The organism is Kitasatospora cathayae, assembly GCF_027627435.1.
GTDB lineage: Bacteria > Actinomycetota > Actinomycetes > Streptomycetales > Streptomycetaceae > Kitasatospora > Kitasatospora cathayae.
Window position 1 is genome coordinate 7,016,340 of record NZ_CP115450.1, and the last position, 20,254, is coordinate 7,036,593.

Consider the following 20,254-nt stretch of genomic DNA (forward strand, 5'->3'; position numbering starts at 1 on the left):
CGAGCAGCTCGCGCCCGCCCAGGATAGTGCTCGTTCCTGTTCGTCCGCCCGGGGGAGGGCCTATTCTGATGGGCGCCCGAGCAACATCATGAAATAACGTCAACTCATGATCGTGCGGGGAACGTTGATCATGGAGTGGGACGCTCTCGAAGCGCAGGGGGACGGTGCATGGCGCAGCTCGTGGTGCTGCTGATCATCGTGGTGGCACTGGCCGGTGTGGCGGCGGTGGTGCTCGCCCGCAGGCGAACCCCCCTGGACCCGGCCGGAGTCGCCAAGGCGCTCGGCGCGGCCGCTGAGCAGCTCGCGGCGGGCAAGGCCCCGCAGGCGCGCCGCCGCTACGCCCGGCTGGCCCGCCAACTCGCCGGCGGGCCCGAGGAACTGCGCCCCCAGCGCGGCCTCGCCCTGCTCGGTCAGGCCGAGGCCACCATCCCCACCGGTGACCAGCAGGCCACCCTCGCCCTGTACCGCGAGGCCTTCCCGCTGCTCACCGACCCGGCCCACCAGCTGCCCCGGTGGAGCCTGCGCCGCCTCTCCGACGAACGGATGCAGGCCCCGGACGGCGATCCCGGGCCGTTGCTCGCCCTCCTCCAGGCCACCGCCACCGGCGCCGAACCCGGCGAGGAGGCCGAGGCCGTCGCCCGCGCCCTGCGGTGCCTCCAACGGCAGTGCCGTGAGGGCAGCCCCGAACAGCGTGACCACGCCACCGCCCGGGCGCTGGCCGCCCTCCCCGGCCAGGACTGGCCGGTGCTCGCCCGCGCCGCCCTGCTGCGCGACACCGGCCGGGCCGCCGAGACCGAGCCGCTGCTCGCCGCGGCCGCCCCCGCCGGCAGCGGCGAACTCTGGTTCCGCTGGGGCGCCCAGCTGTTCACCCTGCACCGGGACGAACCCGCCGTCGCCGCCTTCGACGAGGCCCTGCGCCGCGGCCCCGGCGAGCCCTCGCCGTGGGGCCGCGGTTCGGCGCTGCGCACCGACAGCCTGCTCTTCCGCGGCCTCGCCCGGCAGCGGCTCGGCGCCACCGACGCCGCCTGGGCCGACCTCGCCGCGGCCGCCGGGGAGGACCCGAGCGACCCGCGCCCCCGCTACGCCCTCGGCCGGCTCGCCCTGCTGCTCGGCGCCGACGAGCGGGCCCGGGAACAGTTCGCCGCCGCGCTGACCGTCCAACCCTCCTTCGCCCCGGCCCGGTTCGGCCTCGCCCTGGTCCACGAACGGGCCGAGCGGCACGCCGAGGCCGCCGCCGACTACCGCACCGGCCTCGGCCAGGCCCCCGACTGGCGCCCCGCCCGGGTCCGGCTCGGCGCCGCCCTGACCGCCGCCGGGCAGCCCGCCGAAGCCGAGCCGATCCTGCGAGCCGAGGCCGACGACCAGCCGGACTCCCGCTGGACCCGGATCGCCGCCTACCACCACGGCCTCGCCCTCGCCCGCACCGACGACCCGGCCGGCGCCCTGGCCCGCTGGGAGTCGCTGGACGACCCCGAACTGAACGACCGCCAGGCCCTCGCCCGCGACCGGCTCGCCCGCACCCTGCTGGCCACCGACCCGGCCGCCGCCCGCGAACACTGGCAGCGGGCCGCCGCCGAACACCCCGCCGCCCCCGGCTACCGGGCCGCGCTGCGCGAGGCGGCCCTGCGCGAGGCCGCCCACCTGCTGGTCACCGGCCGCGACAGCGCCGAGGCCCGCGCGGCGGCCACCGCCGCACTCGCCCTGGCCGACACCCTGCCCGGCGCGCTCACCCACCGGCAGGCCCGGCTGCGCGCCGCACTCGCCCTGGCCGAGGGCTCCACCGACCAGGTCACCGCCCTGCTCGACCCCGCCGCCGGGCTCCGCGACCGCTACCACCTGGCCGCCGCCGCGCTGCTGGCAGGCCGTCCGGTCCAGACCATCGCGCTGCTCGCCCCGCTGGACCCCGACCCGGCCGGCGACCCGGCACTCGCCCGGCTGCGCGCCCTGCTCGCCGAACGGGCCGGCAACTGGGGCGCGGCGCTGGACTGGTACCGGCACTTCCTGGGCGCCGGCACGGCGGCGGGCGGCACCGGGACCGTCGGTACGCCGGGCGGCGCTGGATCCGTCGGTACGGTCGGCGGCGCTGGGACCGCCGGTACGGCCGCGGGCGGCGCGCTGCCCGCGGGTGGTACGCAGCCCGGGCGGCCCATCGGGACGGGCCCGGTGCAGCCCGCCGGGGACGCCCACCCCGCCGCTGCCGCCCCGACCCAGGTGGTCGGCCGGATCCCCGCGCAGAGCGGGCCTGCGCCCGCGCCCGCGGCGGGGGCCACCGCTCCCGCCGCGGCCCCCGCCGGGGACTGCGCGCTCTGCGCCCGCCCCGCCACCGGCGCCTGCGGCGGCTGCGGCCGGGAGGCCTGCGCCGACCACCTGCACGCCCCCGCCGCGACCGGCTCGCCGCGCTGCACGCGCTGCGCCGGCCCCGCCCTGCGCGCCGTACTGGACTGCGCCCGCCGGGCCGGCACCCCCGAACAGGCCGAACCCGTCCTGGCTGCCTGGGCCGAGGCGCTCGGCGACAGCGCCACCGCCGGGCCGGTACGGCTCGACCTCGCCCTGCTGCGCGCCGAACTCGGCCGCCTCGACGAGGCCCTAGCCGACCTGCCGGCCGACGCCGGGGCCGCCCGGGCCGCCGTGCTGGTCCGCCGGGCCGGCGCCGCCCTCGCCGCCGAGCAGCCCGGACGGGCGGCCGGCGACCTGCGCCAGGCACTGACCCTCGCGCCCGGCCACCCGCAGGCGGCCGGCGCGCTGGTGCTGCTCGGCGAGCACGAGGCCCACCAGCACGCCGCCGAGGGCCGCCACCGCGAGGCCTACCAGGCCTACCGCGAGCTGCTGCTCAAGGACCCGGCCCACCCCCGCCTGCTGCACGCCCTCGGCCTGGCCGGCTACCGCTTCGCGGCGACCGCCCAGGAGCCCGACGAGCAGCTCTGGGCCTGGACGGTCGGCTGCCTGGTCGCCGCCCTGCACCGCGAGGAGCTGTGGGCGCAGACCGCCCGGATCACCGGCCGCCCGGCCGAACCGCAGCGGATGGCCGCCGCCCGCACCGCGCTCACCGACCGCCTCCGCGAGGACCTGCGCGCCCTCGACCGGGCCGCCGGGCGCAGCGGCGACGAGGTCACCGCCTGGACGCTGCGCCTGGGCATGGAGGCACACGCCGCGGACGCCTTCGCCCAGGAGGACGTCCGGATCACCCTGCCCGGCGGCCCCGCGCGCCGCCTGGTCGTCGGCCCGGTCCTGGACGGGCTGCTGCGCGCCGAGACCGGATCCGACGCCTGGGCCGAGGCCTTCGAGCAGGCCGTACGGGCCTGGCGGCGGCCCACCGGCCCCGACGCGCCCGCGCTCACCCGGGCCCTCGCCCTGTTCGGCGCGCTGGGCCCGCAGCAGTACCTCCACCTCCAGGGCCGCCAGGCCGCCGCCGTGGCCGCGCTGGACGCGGTGGCCGAGGGCGAGCGCGACGCGGCCTGGCAGGCGCTGCTCGGCGCGGCGCTGGTCAGCCAGGCCCGTGAGCACCACCGCAACCAGGACTGGCGGGAGGCACTGGACTGCCTGACCCGGGCCCGGACCGTCCCCGGCCCCGCGCTGCCCGCAGACACGGCCGGGATCGCCGCGGAGTGCGGCGTACGGGCCGCCCGCGCGCTGCTGAAGAACACCGTGGACGACCAGGCGGGCGCGGCCGAGCTGCTGGAGAAGGCGTTCGCGCTGGCCCCGGACGACCCCGAGGTGCGCGGTGACCTCGGCGCGACCTACGCCCAGTGGGCCCGCAAGATCAACAACGAGGAGAAGGACTACTCGCGCGCCCTCGACCTGCTCGCGAAGAGCCTCGACCTCGCCCCCGGCGACCCGACCGCCAAGCACTTCCTGCAGGCCGCGCTCGGCAACCGGGTCGGCCAGCTCAGCCGGGTCGACGCCTCGGACGAGGAGCTGGAGGAGGCCGTCGGACTGTGGCAGCGGCTGATCCAGCTCAGCGACGACCCGGAGCACCGGCACGGCATGGCCTTCGTGCTGCGCCAGCTCGCCCGCTCCGCCGCCTTCGCCGACGACGAGCCCCGCGCCATCGGCCGGATGATGCAGGCGCTGCTCTGGGACCCGGAGTGGGAGGGCGACGCCGGGACCGAGGCGAAGCGCCGGATCTCGGTGATGCTCGCCAACCACGTCATCGACACCATGCAGGACGAACCGTTCGAGGCCCAGGCCGCCGTGCTCCGCAAGGCCAAGTCCTACGACGACTCGACCGACATCCGCCGCCTGATGGTCAGCGTCTGGCGCGGCGAGGCGATCGGCCACTACGAGGCCCGCCGCTACGCCGTCGCGATCCAGCTGCTCAAGGAGGCCCTCGAGCTGTCCGGCTCGCCGGCGGACACCACGAAGCTGAACAGTGAACTCGGCATCGTCCTCAGCTCCTACGCCGTCGCCGAGGCCAACGCCCACCGCTACTGGGAGGCCCGCCAGCTGATCGCCGCGGCCCTCGAGTACAACCCGAGGGACCGGGAGCTGCTCGCGCTGCAGACACGGATCAACCGGCTCCGGTGACCGGCAACCGTACCGGGAGCCTCCGTCGTCGTAGACCGTGCGTCCGGCCGTCGGCGACCCGTCGTCCCGTCAAGTGTCGTGAACCGTGAGGAGAGGGGCCACCCGACATGCCACTGCACGAACCGTCGCCGTACGAGGTCCTGGGCATCCCGCTCACGGCCGGGGTGCGCGAGATCAACCTGTCGGTCGGGAAGGCGCTGAAGGCGGGCCGGTTCACCCGCCAGCAGATCCAGGACGCCGCCGCGCTGCTGCGCAACCCGGACCGGCGCCTGGAGGTGGACCTCCAACAGCCGCTCCCGCCCGAGCCGGTGGACCAGGCCGCCGACCTGCTGGCCCCCGCGCTCGCCGAACCGCTGCTGGTGATCGAGCGCCCGCCGCTGCCGCCCGCCCCGGCCCTGCTCGCTCTGCACCGGGCCGAGTCCGCCGCCGACTTCGTCGAGCCCGCCCCCGGCGGCGCCGACCCCGAACCGCCCGTCCCCGCCCGCTACGCGGCCGACCTGTCCGTGCTGCCGCAGATCGAGGTTCCGGAATGACCGACGCACCGATCGCATCCCTGCTCGACGGCCACCTGCCGCTGGAGGTCCCGCCCGGCGTCGAGTCCGTCGACCTGGAGGCCAAGTTCACCCAACTGCTCTTCCGGGCGTCCCTTTTGGGGAACAAGCTGACCGAGCAGAAGCAGCAGGCCCGGGCCGAGCAACGGGAACTGCTGGGCGTCCTGGTCGAGGTGGACGACGCGCTCGCCGCGCTCGGCCTGGACCGCGAGCTGGTCGCGCACGGTCGCGGCGCCGGGCTGGAGGCCACCCGCCGCCGGCTGCTCGGCCGGCTCGCCAAGGCCGGGGTGAAGCCGATGCGGCTGGACGGCCTGGCGGCGGACCCGGCGCTGACCGAGATCGTCGGCGTCGAGGTGCGGCCGGGGGTGGCGCCGGAGACCGTGGTGCAGACCGTGGTGACCGGATTCTTCTGGGAGCAGGAGGTGCTGCGCCGGGCCCAAGTGGTCGTCGCCGCACCGGAGTCGGCGCTGCCGCCGGCCGAGGACCCCAGGACCGGGCTGCTAGAGCCCGGGCAGTCCGACGGCCTCGAGGAGTCCGACGGCCTCGAGGAGCCGGGGGCAGTCGAGACGGCGTCCGGGACCGAGCCCGAGCCCGAGCCCGAGCCCGAGCCCGTCGAGGCCCCGGCCAGGCCGGTACCGCCCAGGGTCCGTCGCCAGGCCAGGGCGGCGGGCCGCCCGGCCAAGCGGGCCAAGCGCAAGAAGTAGCCAGGACCACGAGGGGCAAGAGGGGAACGACATGTACCGCACACTCGGCATCGACCTGGGCACCACCAACTCGGTGGTGGCCCACCTGCGCCGGGGCGAACCGGAGATCATCTTCAACCGGCAGAACCAGGAGGCCACGCCCTCCGTGGTCGGCAGCGGCCGCAAGGGCGAGCTGCTGGTGGGCTCGACCGCGCGCAGCCGGATCGCCATCGACGGCGCCAACGTGATCCGCTCGGTCAAGCGCTTCATGGGCCGCAAGTTCAAGGACCCGCAGGTGCAGGCAGCCCTCAAGGAGGTCGACTACAAGGTCACCGCGGGCACCGACGGCGACGTCAACGTCTGGTTCAACGGCCGCTCCTACACCCCGATCGAGATCTCCGCGATCATCCTGCACCGGCTCAAGCAGGACGCCGAGCAGCGTCTCGGCGAGCCCTTCCACCGGGCCGTCATCACCGTCCCCGCCTACTTCGGCGAGCGGCAGGTCGCCGCCACCCAGGAGGCGGGCCGGATGGCCGGCCTGCACGTGCTGCGGATCATCAACGAGCCGACCGCCGCCGCGCTCGCGTACGGGCTGGCCAGCGAGGCCGGCGACGAGGGCCGCACCGTCCTGGTGTACGACCTCGGCGGCGGCACCTTCGACATCTCCATCCTGCTGCTGGTGCCCGGTTCGGTCTCGGTGCTCGGCATCGAGGGCGACAACCTGCTGGGCGGTGACGACTTCGACCGTGCGATCACCACCGCGCTGCTGGAGGACATCCGCGAGGAGTACGGCGCCGACTACCAGCCCGACCTGCGCGACCGCCCGAAGATCGCCTCCACCGCCGAGACGGTCAAGATCGAGCTCTCCAACCAGCAGTCCTCCGAGGTCATCCTGCCCGGCCTGGGGTCCGGACAGCTGGTGCTGGAGACGGAGTTCGAGCGCGCTCGCTTCGAGGAGCTGATCGAGGCCCAGATCGAGCGGACCATCGAGCTGACCCACAAGGCCATCATGCAGGCCAACCTGACCGTCGGGGACATCGACGAGGTGGTGCTGGTCGGCGGCTCGACCTCGATCCCGCTGGTCGAGCGGCGGCTCGGCGAGGTGTTCGGCACCCGTCGGATCAAGCGCGGCGTCAACCCGATGCAGTGCGTGGCGCTCGGCGCGGCCGTGCAGTCCGCGCTGGTCGGCGAGGTGGAGTGCCCCGAGTGCCGGGCCCCCGGCGACCTGTCGGCCTCCAACTGCGCCAACTGCGCCACCTCCCTGCTCGGCGGCGACCGGGTCTCCTGCCCGACCTGCCACATCCCGGTGGACGCCGAGGCCACCGCCTGCCCCAAGTGCGCGCAGGACATGGCCGGTTCGGCCGAAGCCGGTACCGGGACCGGCGCCGGGGCGACCATCCCGAAGCAGTCCCAGACCACCACCGTGGTGCGCGGCGACAACTGCCCGCGCTGCGGCACCCCGGCCGCCCCCGGCGTCACCGCCTGCGAACTGTGCGGCGAGGCGCTCAACTCGGCCGCCCCCGGCCACACCAAGGTGGCCTCCACCGCCGCCGAGGACGTCGGCCTGCGCTGCGCCTCCTGCGCCCGGGTCAACCCACCGGGCAGCGAAGTGTGCGCAGGCTGCGGGGAGTTGATGCAGGTCACCAACCCCTTCGACATCACCCCGAAGAACCTGGGCATCGAGCTCAACGACGGCCGGCTGGCCGTCATCATCCCCAAGAACACCAGCTACCCGACCAGTTCGCCGGTCAGCCGGGAGTTCGTGGTCTCCGGCAGCGGCCGGCAGCGGCTGGAGATCGCGGTCTACGAGGGCGAGCACGAGATCGCCCAGCAGAACGAGCTGATCGGCCACCTCACCCTGCGCCTGCCCGAGGGACTCGGCGGCCGCACCCCGGTCGAGGTCTCCTTCGGCCTCGACCGCGACCGCACCATCACCCTGTCGGTGCGGATCCAGGGCGGCGCGGAGAAGACCGTCAAGCTGGAGCGGGTCACCCTGGACCCGGAGCTGAAGGTGCAGGTCGAGGAGCAGCAGCGGCAGATCGAGACCTTCACCGACCGCTGGGGCGGGGAGCTCACCGAGGCCGAGATGCGCGAGGCCCAGCGGCTGATGGACGCCCTGGACGACCTGGCGGCCGGGCAGACCCGCGGCCAGTCGGTGGACGAGGCGCTGGAGCGGGCGCAGCGTCAGCTCAAGGCCCAGCGCTGGGTGCGCGGTTCGGAGGCGTACCTGAGCCTGTTCATCCACTACTGCGAGAAGCACCTGGACCCGAGCGACCTGGACCGACTGCGCTCGGTGGCTGCCGAGCTGCGGCTGCGCCGGGAGGCGGCCGACTGGGAGGGCGCGGTGCGCGCGGCCCAGAAGGCGGACGAGCTGTGCGACTCGCTCGGGCACACCTTCCGGATGCTCACCATGTGCAACGTCTACGTGAGCCAGAACATGATCTCGCCGGCCCTGGCGCAGCGGATCATGGCGGAGCTGCGCGGGCTGGACGACGCGGTGGAGGCGCCCAACATGGAGGCGGTCAACACCCACATGTCGAACCTGCTGGCCCTGTACGCGCAGGCGCAGCGGGAGCTCGGCAGCGAGCCGGCCGCCGAGTCGCTGGGCCCGGTCCGTCCGGAGGAGGCCGGTCCGCGATGAGTGCCGCGATGAGTGCCGCGACGAGTGCCGGGGCGGGCGCCGCGACGACTGCTGTGGCGCCCCTGGACGTGCTGTGCCCGCTGTGCAAGGTGCCGGCGGACCGGCAGTCGCTCGGCTGCCCGTCCTGCCGGGAGGACCTGAGCGCGCTGTTCCGGCTGCGTTACGCCGCTCGGATCGACTACAACCGGGCGCTGGAGGCCCTGGCAGCCGGTGACATAGCGTTCGCGCTCGGATTGCTGCACCGCGCGGTGGTGGCCGAACCGGGGCTGGAACCGGCCCGGGAGCTGCTGGAATCACTGAGCGTGTCCGGGTTCGCGGGGCCGGCGGCCTCGGGGTGGGAGGGCGACACGCCCTCCGAATGACCAATTCGACCGTTCCCGGACTGCCGTCGAGTTCGATCGGTGCGAGTGTGATCGTCACACGGAACTTCGCCACCCTCACAAGGAGTGACGCAATGCGTATTCGCACCACCCTCGCCGCCACCGCGCTCGCCGCGGTGGCCGTCCTCGCCGGTGCCGGCACCGCCTCCGCCGGCAGCGCGACCGCCAACGGCATCGCGACCAACTCGCCCGGCGTGTTCTCCGGTAACCAGATCCAGATCCCGATCAACTTCGAGACCAACATCTGCGGCAACACGATGAACGTGTTCGGCCTGCTCAACCCGACCGTCGGGAACGTCTGCATCAACGGCTGACCGGAGCGCCGGGGCCGTCCGTCGAAGGAGACGGGCGGCCCCGGCGTCGTGTCGGTACCCCCGTTCGGGGGTGGCGGAGCGGGACCGGGAGCCGCGACCATGGTGCCCGTCCCGCACCGTCGCACCCAGGAGCCAGCCCGTGCCGACCACGCCGACCCCGCGCAGCTACGCCTCCGGCACCTCGGACGTCCCGCTGCTGGGCGACACCATCGGGGAGAACCTCGACCGCGCGGTGCGCGCCTTCCCCGACCGCGACGCCCTGGTCGACCGTCCCACCGCCCGCCGCTGGACGTACGCCCAATTCGGCGCCGACGTCGATGCGCTGGCCCTCGGCCTGCTGGAACTCGGGATCGCCAAGGGCGACCGGGTCGGCATCTGGGCCCCCAACTGCGCGGAGTGGACGCTCACCCAGTACGCCACCGCCAAACTCGGGGCGATCCTGGTCACCGTCAACCCGGCCTACCGGGCGCACGAGTTGGAGTACGTGCTGAACCAGGCCGGGATCCGGCTGCTGGTCGCCGCGGAGAGCTTCAAGACCTCGGACTACGCCGGGATGATCGAGGAAGTCCGGCCGCGCTGCGCCGGGTTGGAGCGCGTGGTGCTGCTCGGCAGCCCCGCCTGGGACGCTCTGCTGACGGCCGGCCGCGCGGCCGATCCCGGCCTCCTCGCCCTCTTCGCCGAACGCCAGGGCGAGTTGGCGCCGGACGACCCGATCAACATCCAGTACACCTCGGGCACCACCGGCTTCCCCAAGGGTGCCACCCTCTCGCACCACAACATCCTCAACAACGGTTACTTCGTCGGCGAGTTGCTGAACTACGGCGAGCAGGACCGGATCTGCATCCCGGTGCCCTTCTACCACTGCTTCGGCATGGTGATGGGCAACCTCGCCGCCACCTCGCACGGTGCCTGCATGGTCATCCCGGCCCCCTCCTTCGAACCCGGCGCCACCCTGGCCGCCGTGGCCGCCGAGCGCTGCACCTCGCTGTACGGCGTGCCGACCATGTTCATCGCCGAACTCGCCGACCCGGAGTTCGCCCGCTACGACCTCGGCAGCCTGCGCACCGGCATCATGGCCGGCTCGCCCTGTCCGACCGAGGTGATGAAGGCGGTCATCGAGCGGATGGGCATGGCGGAGGTCTCGATCTGCTACGGCATGACCGAGACCTCGCCGGTCTCCACCCAGACCCGCACCGACGACCCGGTCGAGCGCCGGGTCTCCACGGTCGGCCGGGTCGGCCCGCACCTGGAGGTCAAGGTCGTCGACCCGGCCACCGGTCGCACCGTCCCGCGCGGCGAGCCCGGCGAGCTGTGCACCCGCGGCTACTCCGTCATGCTCGGCTACTGGGACGAGCCCGAGCGCACCGCGGAGGCCGTCGACGCGGCCCGCTGGATGCACACCGGGGACCTCGCGGTGATGGACGAAGACGGCTACCTCGCCATCACCGGGCGGATCAAGGACATGGTGATCCGCGGCGGGGAGAACCTCTACCCGCGGGAGATCGAGGAGTTCCTCCACACCCACCCCGACATCCTGGACGTCCAGGTGATCGGCGTCCCCGACCCGAAGTACGGCGAGGAGCTGATGGCCTGGATCCGGATGCGCGAGGGCGCCGAGCCGCTCACCGCCGAGGCGGTGCGCGCCTACTGCACCGGCCGGCTCGCCCACTTCAAGGTGCCGCGCTACGTGCACGTGGTCGAGGAGTTCCCGATGACGGTCACCGGCAAGATCCGCAAGGTGGAGATGCGCGAGCTGGCGGTACGGATCCTCGACCTCTAGCGCCACCGTTCGGGCGCGCACCGTCGGCGCACGCTCGCCCGCGCGGGTGGAACACCGCCCGCGCGGGCATGCGGCGCCCCCGGAGTGCGCACATGCCTCGGCATGACGACTCGCACTCGCGCCCTCGCCGCCGACGTGGCCCTCGCCCTGCTGACCGCCCTGGCCCTCGCCGCGCCGGCGGCCCCGGCCCACGCCGCCGCACCCGACCGCCCGGCGGCCACCTGCGGCCAGATCGTCGCCCAGACCCGCCAGGACCTCGCCAACGCCGGAGCCCCGACGAACGACACCGACTGGCAGGACGTCCGCGACGACGCCCAGGACTTCGTCGACTCCCACCCCTACGGCGGCGCCGGCACCAACAAGCTGCGCCAGGACATCAACCGGCTGAACGCCACCTGCGCCCCCTGACCGGCGGACTCCGCCGGCGTCACCGGAGGGTCAGTACCGCCCGCCGAAGGCCTGGTCGCTGGGCACGACCTCGCGGCCCAGCGGCATCAGCGAGATCGGGATCATCTTGAGGTTGGCCCAGCCGAACGGGATCCCGATGATCGACAGGAACAGCGGGATGCTGGTGGCCAGGTGCGCGAGGGCCAGCCACCACCCGGCGAAGACGAACCAGATCACGTTCCCGACGCAGGACGCCGCCCCGGCGTCCGGGCGCTCGACGGTGGTCCGCCCGAACGGCCACAGTATGAAGCCGGCGATCCGGAACGAGGCGATGCCGAACGGGATGGTCACGATCAGCACGCAGCAGATGATGCCGGCGATGGCGTACCCGATGGCCATCCAAATGCCACAGAAAATCAGCCAGATGACATTGAGAACGAAGTCGATGACCTTCATGGGGCGTACCTTCTCACGGCTGGTGGCGTTGAACTACGACCATGCCATGCCCGCCGACGAGCGTGTCCACGCCCTTAGGGGTTGAGCCTCAGGGATCGGTCCGGGTCGCCGCGTCAGTTGCCGGCGGTGGCGAGCTTGGCGGCGAAGCCGAGGAAGAGGGCGCCGGAGCCGACGGTCAGGCCGGCGGAGAGGCGCCGGTGGCGGCGGAACTGGGCGGACAGGTAGGTGCCGCCGAAGATCAGGACGGAGATGTAGGTGGTGCTGATCGCCTGGTAGACGAGGGCGAGCAGGCCGAACGAGAGGGCGGGGTGGGGGTAGGCGGGGTCCACGAACTGGACGAAGAAGGAGAGGAAGAACAGGATCGCCTTGGGGTTGAGCAGGGTGATCAGCAGCGAGCGGCGGAACGGGTGCTCGGCCTTGACGGGCTCGGTCTCGGGAGCGGGCCGTTCGCCGGGGCGGTTGCGCCACACGGCCACGGCGGCGCGGATCATCCCGATCGCGATCCAGACCAGGTACCCGGCTCCGGCGAACTTGACGACGGAGAAGACCAGTTGGTTCGCCTTCAGGAGGGAGGCGATCCCGGCCGAGGTGAGGAGCATCAGCAGGGCTTCGCCGATGAACATGCCGGCGGCCGCCCGGTAACCGGTCCGCACCCCCCGGCGGCTCGCGACCGAGAGCGTGTAGAGCGAACTCGGCCCCGGCAGCAGGATGATGAGCAGGGCCCCCAGGGTGTAGGTGGGCAGATTGGTGACACCCAGCATTCGGCGCTCCTTCCTGGGCGGTGGTGCCCGGTCCGGCCGGCGGGCGCGCGCCCCCCGCGCCCGGACCGGACCGGGACGGTGTCAGCCGACGTTGTTGCCGGTTCGTACATTGTGCGCGGAGACCAACTGGTCCACCTCCGCTATTCGCTCCAGGGCGTGCTCCTCGGTGATGTGGGTGAAGTTCTCGGCCCACGCCGCGGCCAGTTCCTCGATGTCGAGCAGGTCCTGGTCGCCGAAGCGTTCGAGGAGTTCGGCCCGCAGCCCGGGCCCGACGGTCAGGTTCAGGCCGGACAGGTAGGCGTCGATGTCCGCGCTGTTCTTGAAGAACGACGGGTTGCGGTAGTCGACCAGCAGGTCCCAGGCGGGGCTGTTCGGCAGGGGGATGAACCGGGAGAACTCGACGGAGGACAGTTCGACCTCGCCGAGCATCTGCCGGATGCCGTCGATCGTCCGGTCGAGCGTCTCCGGGCGCTCGCCGGGCGCGCCGGCGATGTAGGAGGCGTGGACGGAGATGCCGGCCTTGTTGAGCATCCGGATCGCTTCGAGGTTGGTCTCGCCGGTGGTCTTGTTCTTGCGCTGGGCCTCCAGCATCTCGGGGTCGGCCGCGTCCAGGCCGATGTTGACCCGGGTCACGCCGAGCCGGCGGCACTTGTCGACGTTGTTGCGCTTGGTGAGGCCCAGCGCCCGGGCGTAGACCATCACCTCGATCTCGCCGTCGTCGATCAGCCGGCGCAGGTGCGGCGGGGTGGCCTCGATCAGCGCGTCCACGTAGCGCGGGCTGGCCGTGAAGCTGTCGTACACCTCGAAGAAGAGGTTGACGCCGAAGTCGCGGTAGTAGGTGTCGACGGCCTTCCAGAAGCCGCTGGGCTCACCGGTGTTGACCCTGAGGTCGGCGATGCTGCAGTAGGTGCAGCGCTTGTAGCCGTTCTCGCAGCCGCGGGCGTTGTTGACGGTGATCGGCGTGACCACGTGGTCGTGGAGGTGGCCGAACTGGGCGCGGTAGTTCTCCGCGTAGACGGGCAGCTCCGGGCGGATGAACTCCAGGTCGGGGATGGTGTTCTGCTGCCGGAGCGCGTACGTGGGGGAGGGGTTGACGATGACGGAGCCGTTGTCGTCGCGGTAGCTGAGCGAGGAGACGGCGGACAGCGGCTCGCCCTTGAGCAGGGCACCGACGAACTCGACGAACGGCACCTCGCCGACGTCGTTGGCGATGACGCAGTCGACGGCGGGCCGGTTCTCCAGGATGAGCCGGGGGAAGAAGCCGGGGTGGTCGTCGCCGAGGACGACCTGGGCGCCGGCCCGCTTCGCCGTCTCGGCGATCCGGAGGGCCTCCCCGTAGGTGGGGGTGAGTGCGCTGATGCCGACCAGGTCGGGCTCGAAGTCCCGGACGGCGTCCTGGACGTGGGCGGTGCTGCTGATCCCGCCGTCGACGACGCGGAGGGTGACCTGGTCGCCGTAGGCGGCCCGGACGGCGGTCGCCAGTTGCACGATGCCGATGTGGGGATAGCACGCGTAGTTGGAGGCGTTCGCGTTCTCGGTGGGATTGGGGGCGTTGACGAGCATTAACTTGAGCGACACCGAAGTATCTCCTCTCACCGGGAATTCATCGGGTAAGGAGTTGTTCGAGAGGGCAGGGTGCACCGCCTGCGGAGGATGCTAGGTGCCGTTTGATGGGCGGGCCATGACAGGGGAACGGGAACGAGCCAGAACCGGACCGTCCGGTCCGCTTGGCGAACCGGGGTGAAACCGGACAGATCGCCGCTCGGGTGGCCGTTCCGTCGATATTTCGGGATCCGTCAAACTGGCCGGAACCGTGCGGTCCCGGGGTGTGCGCCCGGATGGCACGGAATGCGGCGGGCCGCGACCGCCGGTGGCGGTCGCGGCCCGTTGAACTCCGGTTCCGGAGCCCGGATCGATGGCCTTTCAGGGGGTGGGCGGGATGGTCAACGCCTGGTGTAGAGCTTCGGGTCGCGATACAGCGAGGCGAGTACCTGGCCCGGGATCAGGAAGTCGGCGGCCTCGGTGCCGTCGAGTTCGCTGATGCCGGCGAGGGTGGTCGGGAAGTCCTCGGTCTCGATCTCGATGAGGGTGAGGAAGCTGTAGTGCTCCTGGGAATGGCTTTCGTCGGCGGCGATCTGGTTCTCGTTGAGGGTCATGCGCCTGACGGAAACGACTCCCGGGACTTCGAGTATTTCCGGGATGTGCTTGTTCTCGTACCAGGCGTGGAAATCGTTCTCGCGGCCTTCGTGCACATTGGCCAGCACGGTTATGACGTAGGTGGACATGTCAATCCAACTCTCGTGTGACGTGCGGAGACATCGTTTCGGCAGCTAAACAGAGAAAGCCCCGGATCCGCTCGGCGAAGCCGCGGAATAGGGGGTTCTTAGGGGGCCGGTTGACGGGGTGTGTGGCAACGGCATCATTCTGGCCACATGCGGGAGCGGCATTCGCACATCCGTCGTCCGGGGCCGTCCGCAATGTTGGTGGAACAAGGGGGATTTTCATGGCCGAGTTGACTCGTCGGCGCTTTACTCTGGCCGGGCTCGGTGCCGCCGCGACGGGAGTCGTCGTGGGCGGCGGAGGCACGCCGGCCCGGGCGGCCGCCACGGACGCCACGGGCGGGACGGTGCAGCCGTCCTTCGGGCCGGTGACGGTGACGCCCACGGACCGGCGCTACCAGGACCTGCTGGTGCGCGGCTACAACCGCCGGTTCACCGGCAACCCCGACTACGTGCGACTGGTCGGCAGCACGGCCCAGGTGGTGCAGGCCGTCAACGAGGCGGTCGCCGCGGGCAAGCGCGTGACCGTGCGCAGCGGCGGGCACTGCCTGGAGAACTTCGTCGACGACCCGGACGTCAAGGTGGTCATCGACCTGTCCGAGATGCGGTCGGTGTCCTTCGACAGCACCATGAACGCCTTCGCCATCCAGGGCGGTGCGATCCTGTCGCAGGTCTACCGGACCCTCGACCTCGGCTGGGGCGTGACGATACCCGGCGGCTCCTGCCCGCCCGTGGGCGTCGGCGGCCACATCACCGGCGGCGGCTACGGGGTGCTCTCCCGCCAGTACGGTCTCGTCGCCGACAACCTGGTGGCGGTCGAGGTGGTCGTGGTGGACTCCAGCGGCACGGCGAAGGCGGTGATCGCGACCAACTCGGCGTCCGACCCCAACCGGGACCTCTGGTGGGCGAGCGCCGGTGGCGGCGGCGGCAACTTCGGCATCGTCACCCGGTTCTGGCTGCGTTCGCCCGGCGCCACCGGCACCGACCCGACGACCTTGCTGCCGCCCACCCCGGGCGGGATCATGATCAACACGCTGTACTGGGACTGGTCCCAGCTGGACCAGACGGCCTTCACCACGATCGCCACCAACTTCGGCACCTGGCACGAGAAGAACAGCGCCCCCGGCGCCGCCGCCAACCAGCTGTGGGCCTCGCTCATCGCGGTCCGCCAGGGCAAGGGCGGCGTGCTCGTCCGCTCCCAGGTCGACCCGACGGTCGCCGGCAACCAGCAGCTGCTGGCCTCCTTCGCGGCCGCGATGACCCAGAACGTCGCCCCGGCCCCGTCGAACACCACGACCGGCACCCTGCCGTGGCTCTACACCACGACCACCAGCGCCGGCGAGGTGGGCGACGTCTTCGGCATACCCTCCCTCCAGCTGCGTTCGAAGACCAAGGGCGCCTACCACAAGAAGGGCTTCACCCCGACCCAACTGGGCACCGTCTACCAGTACATGACCAACTCGGCCTACTCCTACTCGGGTGGCCTGATGGGCCTGTTCTCCTTCGGCGGCCAGGTCAACGCCCTCTCCACGACGGCGAACGCGGTGCCGCACCGGGACTCGGTGATGCTCGCCTCCTTCTCCAACTACTGGTCCGACCCCACGACGGACGGCCAGCAGCTGCAATGGATCCGCCAGCTGTACCGGGACGTCTACACGAGCACCGGTGGGGCGCCGGTGCCCAACACCGTCACCGACGGGAACTACGTCAACTGGCCCGACCCGGACCTCGCGGACCCGCTCTGGAACACCTCGGGGGTTCCCTGGTCGACCATCTACTACAAGGACAACTACGCCAAGTTGCAGCAGATCAAGGCCACCTGGGACCCGCGCAACGTCTTCCACCACAACCTGTCGGTCAGCACGAGCTGACCGGACGCCCCGGTCGGTGGCCTTCGGCGGGAGGCCGCCGGCCGGGCGCCCCGGTCCGGTGACCGGATGCGTCCGCCGGGTCGCTCGGGCTGCTACGCGGCGGCGTCCGGGCGCCCGAGCGCGTGGCGCACCGCGTCGAGGCCGCGGCGCGCCTGGTCCTGCCGGTGGTGGTTTCCGATCTCCTGGGCGATGAGCAGCGCCCGGCCGTGCAGCTCCGCCGCCTCGGCCGGGCGTCCGCGGGCGAGGGACAGCTCGCCGAGGCTGTTGAGCGCCTGCCCCTCGAGGTCGCGGGTGCCGGTGTCGCGGGCGAGTTCGAGGGCCAGCTGCAGGTGGGTGAGGGCGAGGTCGTGGTCGCCGAGGCGGGCCCGGACCGCGCCGAGGGCGCACAGGGCGTGGCCCTCCAGGTCGCGGGTGCCGGTGTCGCGGGCGAGTTCGAGGGCCAGGTGCGCGTGGGCGAGGGCGGTGCCGTGCTCGCCGAGGCGCTCGTGGACGACCGCCAGACCGCACAGGGCCTGCCCTTCGAGGTCGCGGGTGCCGGTGTCGCGGGCGAGTTCGAGCGCCAGGCGCAGGTGGGCGAGGGCGGTGCCGTGGTCCCCGAGGCGCTCGTGGACCACGGCCAGACCGCACAGGGCGTGGCCCTCGAGGTCCCGCGAGCCGGTGTCCCGGGCGGTGGCCAGCGCCCGTCGCAGGCTCTCGGTGGCCTGTTGGTACTGGCCGGAACTCCCCTGCACCCGGCCGAGGTTGCCCAGCACGTAGCCCTGGATGTCACGGTCGTCGATGCGCTGGGCGATGGCCAGGGCCTGGCCCAGGTGGGTGAGCGCGGTGCGGTATCTGCCGAGGCGCTCGTGGACCAGCCCCAGGCCGGACAGGGCGTGGCACTCGGCCGCCGGGGTGCCGGTGTCGCGGGCCAGCGCGAGGGCCTGGCCGAAATGGGTGAGCGCGCTCTCGTAGTGGCCGAGCCGGTGCAGCACCAGGCCGATGTTGCTGAGTGACCGGCCGTGGGTCACGTGGTCGCCGACGTCGCGCGCGACGTCGAGCGCCTGCCGGAAGTGGGTGAGGGCGGTCTCGTACCGGCCGAGCCGCTGGTTGGCCACCCCCAGGCCGTAGCGGGCCAGGCTCTCCAGCTCCCGGTCGGCGGTGTCGCGGGCCAGCTCGACGGCGCCGGTGTGCAGCGACAGCGCCTCGGTGTGCTGGCCGCGCAGGTGCAGGAAGTGGCGCAGGATCCGGAAGATGTCGGCGCTGTGCCCGGGCCGGGAGCGCTGGGCCGCCTCCGCGGCGGTCAGCAGGGTCGGCCACTCCGCCTCCAGCCACTCCGCGGCCCGCTCGTGGCCGCCCGGGGGCGCGAGCACCTGGCACGGCGGGGTGGCCGGCGCGCGGTCGGAACGCCAGTGCGGGGCGAGGAGGTCCATCGCGGCGGCGGCGGTGTGCCGGTAGTGGTCCAGGAGCCGGGTCAGGGCCTCCTCCCACTCGGCTCCGGGAACCTCGGCGGCGGCCAGCTGGACGGCGTAGGCCTGGAGCAGGGGGTGCAGCCGGTAGCGCTCCTCGGACGGCTGTTCCAGCAGGTGCGCGTCGAGCAGCCGCTCCAGCAGGCGGTCCGCGACCGGACGGGGGATCCCGGCGACCGCGGCCGCGGCGTCCGCGTCGAACTCGGTGCCCGGCACCACGCCGAGCAGCCGGAACAGGTGTTGGTGGCTGGGATCGAGCTTGCGGTAGGAGAGATCGAACACGGCCGCGAGACTGGTCTCCGCGGTTCTGAGCTCGGTCAGCCCGCGCCGGGGCCCGCGCAGCTGGGCGGTCAGGTGGGCGATGGTCCAGGCCGGCCGGTGGCGCAGCCGGGCCGCCGCGATCTGGATGGCCAGCGGCAGGTTGCCGCACAGCCGCAGCAGTTCGCCGACGCTCTTGGGTTCGACGGCCACCCGCCGCTCGCCGAGGATCCGGGTCAGCAGCCGGCGCGCGCCGGCCGGGGCCAGCGGTTCCAGGGACAGCACCGCGGTGGCGTCCAGGTCGGTCAGGCGGTCGCGGCTGGTGACCAGGGTCAGGCAGTCGGTGGTGCCCGGCAGCAGCGGCCGGATCTGGGCGGTGCTGGCCGCGTTGTCCAGGACGAGGACGGCCCGTAAGCCGGCCAGGCTGGTGCGCCACAACGCGGCCCGCTCCTCCACGTCCTCGGGCAGGTCGGTGCCGGTGACGTCGACCGAGCGCAGCAGCTTCTCCAGCGCGGTGCCGGGGTCCAGGGGGGTGTGGTCCCGGCTGTGGGCGTGCAGGTCCAGGTAGAGCTGGGCGTCGGGGTAGCGCTCGGTCATCCGGTGCGCCAGGTGGACGGCGAGCGAGGTCTTGCCGACCCCGGGCATGCCGTCGATCGCGGCCAGCACCACGTCGTTGGGCTCCGACCGCCGGCGGCCGGCCGCCACCTCGTCGATCAGGGTGCGCAACTCCCGCTCCCGGCCGGTGAAGTGGCTGATGTCCTTGGGGAGGCTGTGCGGGGCGCGCGGGGCGAGCGCGAAGGTCCGGGGGCGGCCCAGGGTGCCGTCGTTGGTGAGGATGCGCTGACGCAGCTCGCGCAGCTCCGGGACGGGTTCGAGACCGAGCGCGTCGGCGAGCCGCCGCCGGGTCGACTTGTACACGGACAGTGCCTGCGACTGGCGGCCGGAGAGGTACAGCGCCAGCATGAGCTGGCCGGCCAGGCGCTCGCGCAGGGGGTGGGCGCCGAGCCAGTCGATCAGCTCGGGGACCACCGACTGGTGCTTGCCCTGGGCGAGTTCGAGGTCGAGGCAGTCCTCCAGGGCGGTCAGCCGCTGCTCCTCCAGCCGTGAGGTGTACGGCTGGAGCGCGCTCGTGTTGAGCCCGGCCAGGGCCGGGCCGCGCCACAGCCCGAGGCTGGCGCGGAACTCGGCTATCGCCTCGTCCGGGCGCCCTTCGGCGGCCCGGCGGCGGGCGGTGGCCAGCGTGTTGGTGAAGACCGTCAGGTCCAGTTGGTCGTCCGGCAGTTCGAACCGGTAGCCGTTGGCGCCGACCGCCGTCGGGAGGTTGACGATCCCGGCGGACCTGAGCCGGCCGCGCAGCAGCGAGACGGCGTTGCGGATCTGCTTCTCGGCCGTCCGGGGCGGGTCGTCCCAGACGGCGTCGACGAGCTCGCTCAGCGGGACGTTCTGGTTGGACTTCAGGAGCAGGAGGGCCAGCACGAGGTGTTGCCGGACGCCGGCCGGCAGCACCTTCCGATGGTTCGCCCGTACCTCCAGCGGTCCGAGTATTCGGAACCTCACGCAGCCTCCCCGTGTGTCGCGGGCAGCCACCACCGGGCTGGTCCCACGTTGAACGCGCGATGTTACCCGCCGGGTGACATCCCGCTCGAACAATTGGTCCGGGCGCCAGGGTGTCTGACGGACCGTCGGACACCAGGTCGAACGCCGCCGGACGGCGCTCTGTTCCGCGCTCGAAGGGCGCGAAGCCCCACGGCCGGGAGATGATCCGGCCGGGACGGCCCGAGGACGGTTCGAGGACGGCCGAAGGACGCCATCGGTGATGATGACCATGTAGCAGTTGTGGACGGAGTGACGGGGGTCGCATGAGCGGGTCGAGGAGACCGGGCGGGGCCGCGAGACGCCGGAGCGCCGGCGCTCGGGTGTCCCC

General features: G+C 72.8%; 15 protein-coding genes. 10 read left to right on the forward strand and 5 right to left on the reverse strand.

The window, feature by feature from the left end; all coding sequences use genetic code 11:
- Window positions 1–168 precede the first annotated feature (168 nt).
- The 8 genes from O1G21_RS31910 to O1G21_RS31945 all read left to right on the forward strand — a co-directional run bounded on the left by O1G21_RS31910 (window position 169) and on the right by O1G21_RS31945 (window position 11,281).
- Window positions 169–4,524 (forward strand): tetratricopeptide repeat protein, encoded by a 4,356-nt coding sequence (locus tag O1G21_RS31910; RefSeq protein WP_270148530.1) that lies wholly within the window; start codon window positions 169–171, stop codon window positions 4,522–4,524.
- A gap of 107 nt (window positions 4,525–4,631) precedes the next feature.
- The gene (locus O1G21_RS31915) at window positions 4,632–5,057 is read left to right on the forward strand and encodes a hypothetical protein (RefSeq protein ID WP_270148531.1); all 426 of its coding nucleotides are present in this window, start codon (window positions 4,632–4,634) and stop codon (window positions 5,055–5,057) included.
- The gene (locus O1G21_RS31920) at window positions 5,054–5,779 is read left to right on the forward strand and encodes a nucleotide exchange factor GrpE (protein ID WP_270148534.1); all 726 of its coding nucleotides are present in this window, start codon (window positions 5,054–5,056) and stop codon (window positions 5,777–5,779) included. Before O1G21_RS31915 ends, O1G21_RS31920 begins: the two co-directional genes overlap by 4 nt.
- 31 nt (window positions 5,780–5,810) lie before the next feature.
- Window positions 5,811–8,399, forward strand: a complete 2,589-nt coding sequence (locus tag O1G21_RS31925) for an Hsp70 family protein (protein WP_270148535.1) — start codon at window positions 5,811–5,813, stop codon at window positions 8,397–8,399.
- Window positions 8,396–8,761 (forward strand): hypothetical protein, encoded by a 366-nt coding sequence (locus O1G21_RS31930; RefSeq protein ID WP_270148537.1) that lies wholly within the window; start codon window positions 8,396–8,398, stop codon window positions 8,759–8,761. Before O1G21_RS31925 ends, O1G21_RS31930 begins: the two co-directional genes overlap by 4 nt.
- A 92-nt stretch (window positions 8,762–8,853) precedes the next feature.
- Window positions 8,854–9,093, forward strand: a complete 240-nt coding sequence (locus tag O1G21_RS31935; protein ID WP_270148538.1) for a chaplin — start codon at window positions 8,854–8,856, stop codon at window positions 9,091–9,093.
- 139 nt (window positions 9,094–9,232) lie between these two features.
- A complete protein-coding gene (locus O1G21_RS31940) occupies window positions 9,233–10,873 on the forward strand; it encodes an AMP-binding protein (RefSeq protein ID WP_270148540.1) in 1,641 nt (546 codons plus the stop codon).
- Window positions 10,874–10,975: 102 nt separating this feature from the next.
- Window positions 10,976–11,281 (forward strand): hypothetical protein, encoded by a 306-nt coding sequence (locus O1G21_RS31945; protein ID WP_270148541.1) that lies wholly within the window; start codon window positions 10,976–10,978, stop codon window positions 11,279–11,281.
- A 30-nt stretch (window positions 11,282–11,311) separates the two neighbouring features.
- Here O1G21_RS31945 and O1G21_RS31950 read toward each other — a convergent pair whose 3' ends face one another.
- Window positions 11,312–11,659: a YccF domain-containing protein gene (locus O1G21_RS31950; RefSeq protein WP_270151370.1), complete on the reverse strand. Its 348-nt coding sequence runs from the start codon at window positions 11,657–11,659 to the stop codon at window positions 11,312–11,314.
- Between O1G21_RS31950 and O1G21_RS31955 the strand changes: the two genes are divergently transcribed.
- Window positions 11,604–11,801 carry a hypothetical protein gene (locus O1G21_RS31955; RefSeq protein ID WP_270151512.1) on the forward strand — a complete coding sequence of 66 codons (198 nt, stop codon included), beginning with the start codon at window positions 11,604–11,606 and terminating at the stop codon, window positions 11,799–11,801. The genes O1G21_RS31950 and O1G21_RS31955 overlap by 56 nt on opposite strands.
- Before the next feature lie 28 nt (window positions 11,802–11,829).
- Here the strand turns inward: O1G21_RS31955 and leuE are convergent, their stop codons facing one another.
- From leuE to O1G21_RS31970, 3 genes are all read right to left on the reverse strand, one after another.
- On the reverse strand, window positions 11,830–12,477 hold the full coding sequence (gene leuE, locus O1G21_RS31960; protein WP_270148543.1) for a leucine efflux protein LeuE: 648 nt from the start codon (window positions 12,475–12,477) through the stop codon (window positions 11,830–11,832).
- Between the two features lie 81 nt (window positions 12,478–12,558).
- A complete protein-coding gene (locus O1G21_RS31965; protein ID WP_270148544.1) occupies window positions 12,559–14,055 on the reverse strand; it encodes a B12-binding domain-containing radical SAM protein in 1,497 nt (498 codons plus the stop codon).
- Between the two features lie 365 nt (window positions 14,056–14,420).
- Complete coding sequence (locus tag O1G21_RS31970) at window positions 14,421–14,762, reverse strand: DUF4286 family protein (protein WP_270148545.1); 342 nt, start codon at window positions 14,760–14,762, stop codon at window positions 14,421–14,423.
- Window positions 14,763–14,980: 218 nt separating this feature from the next.
- Here O1G21_RS31970 and O1G21_RS31975 point away from each other — a divergent pair, with 218 nt between their 5' ends.
- Complete coding sequence (locus O1G21_RS31975; protein ID WP_270148546.1) at window positions 14,981–16,627, forward strand: FAD-dependent oxidoreductase; 1,647 nt, start codon at window positions 14,981–14,983, stop codon at window positions 16,625–16,627.
- A gap of 92 nt (window positions 16,628–16,719) precedes the next feature.
- Here O1G21_RS31975 and O1G21_RS31980 read toward each other — a convergent pair whose 3' ends face one another.
- On the reverse strand, window positions 16,720–19,887 hold the full coding sequence (locus tag O1G21_RS31980) for an AfsR/SARP family transcriptional regulator (RefSeq protein ID WP_270148548.1): 3,168 nt from the start codon (window positions 19,885–19,887) through the stop codon (window positions 16,720–16,722).
- Window positions 19,888–20,254 lie beyond the last annotated feature (367 nt).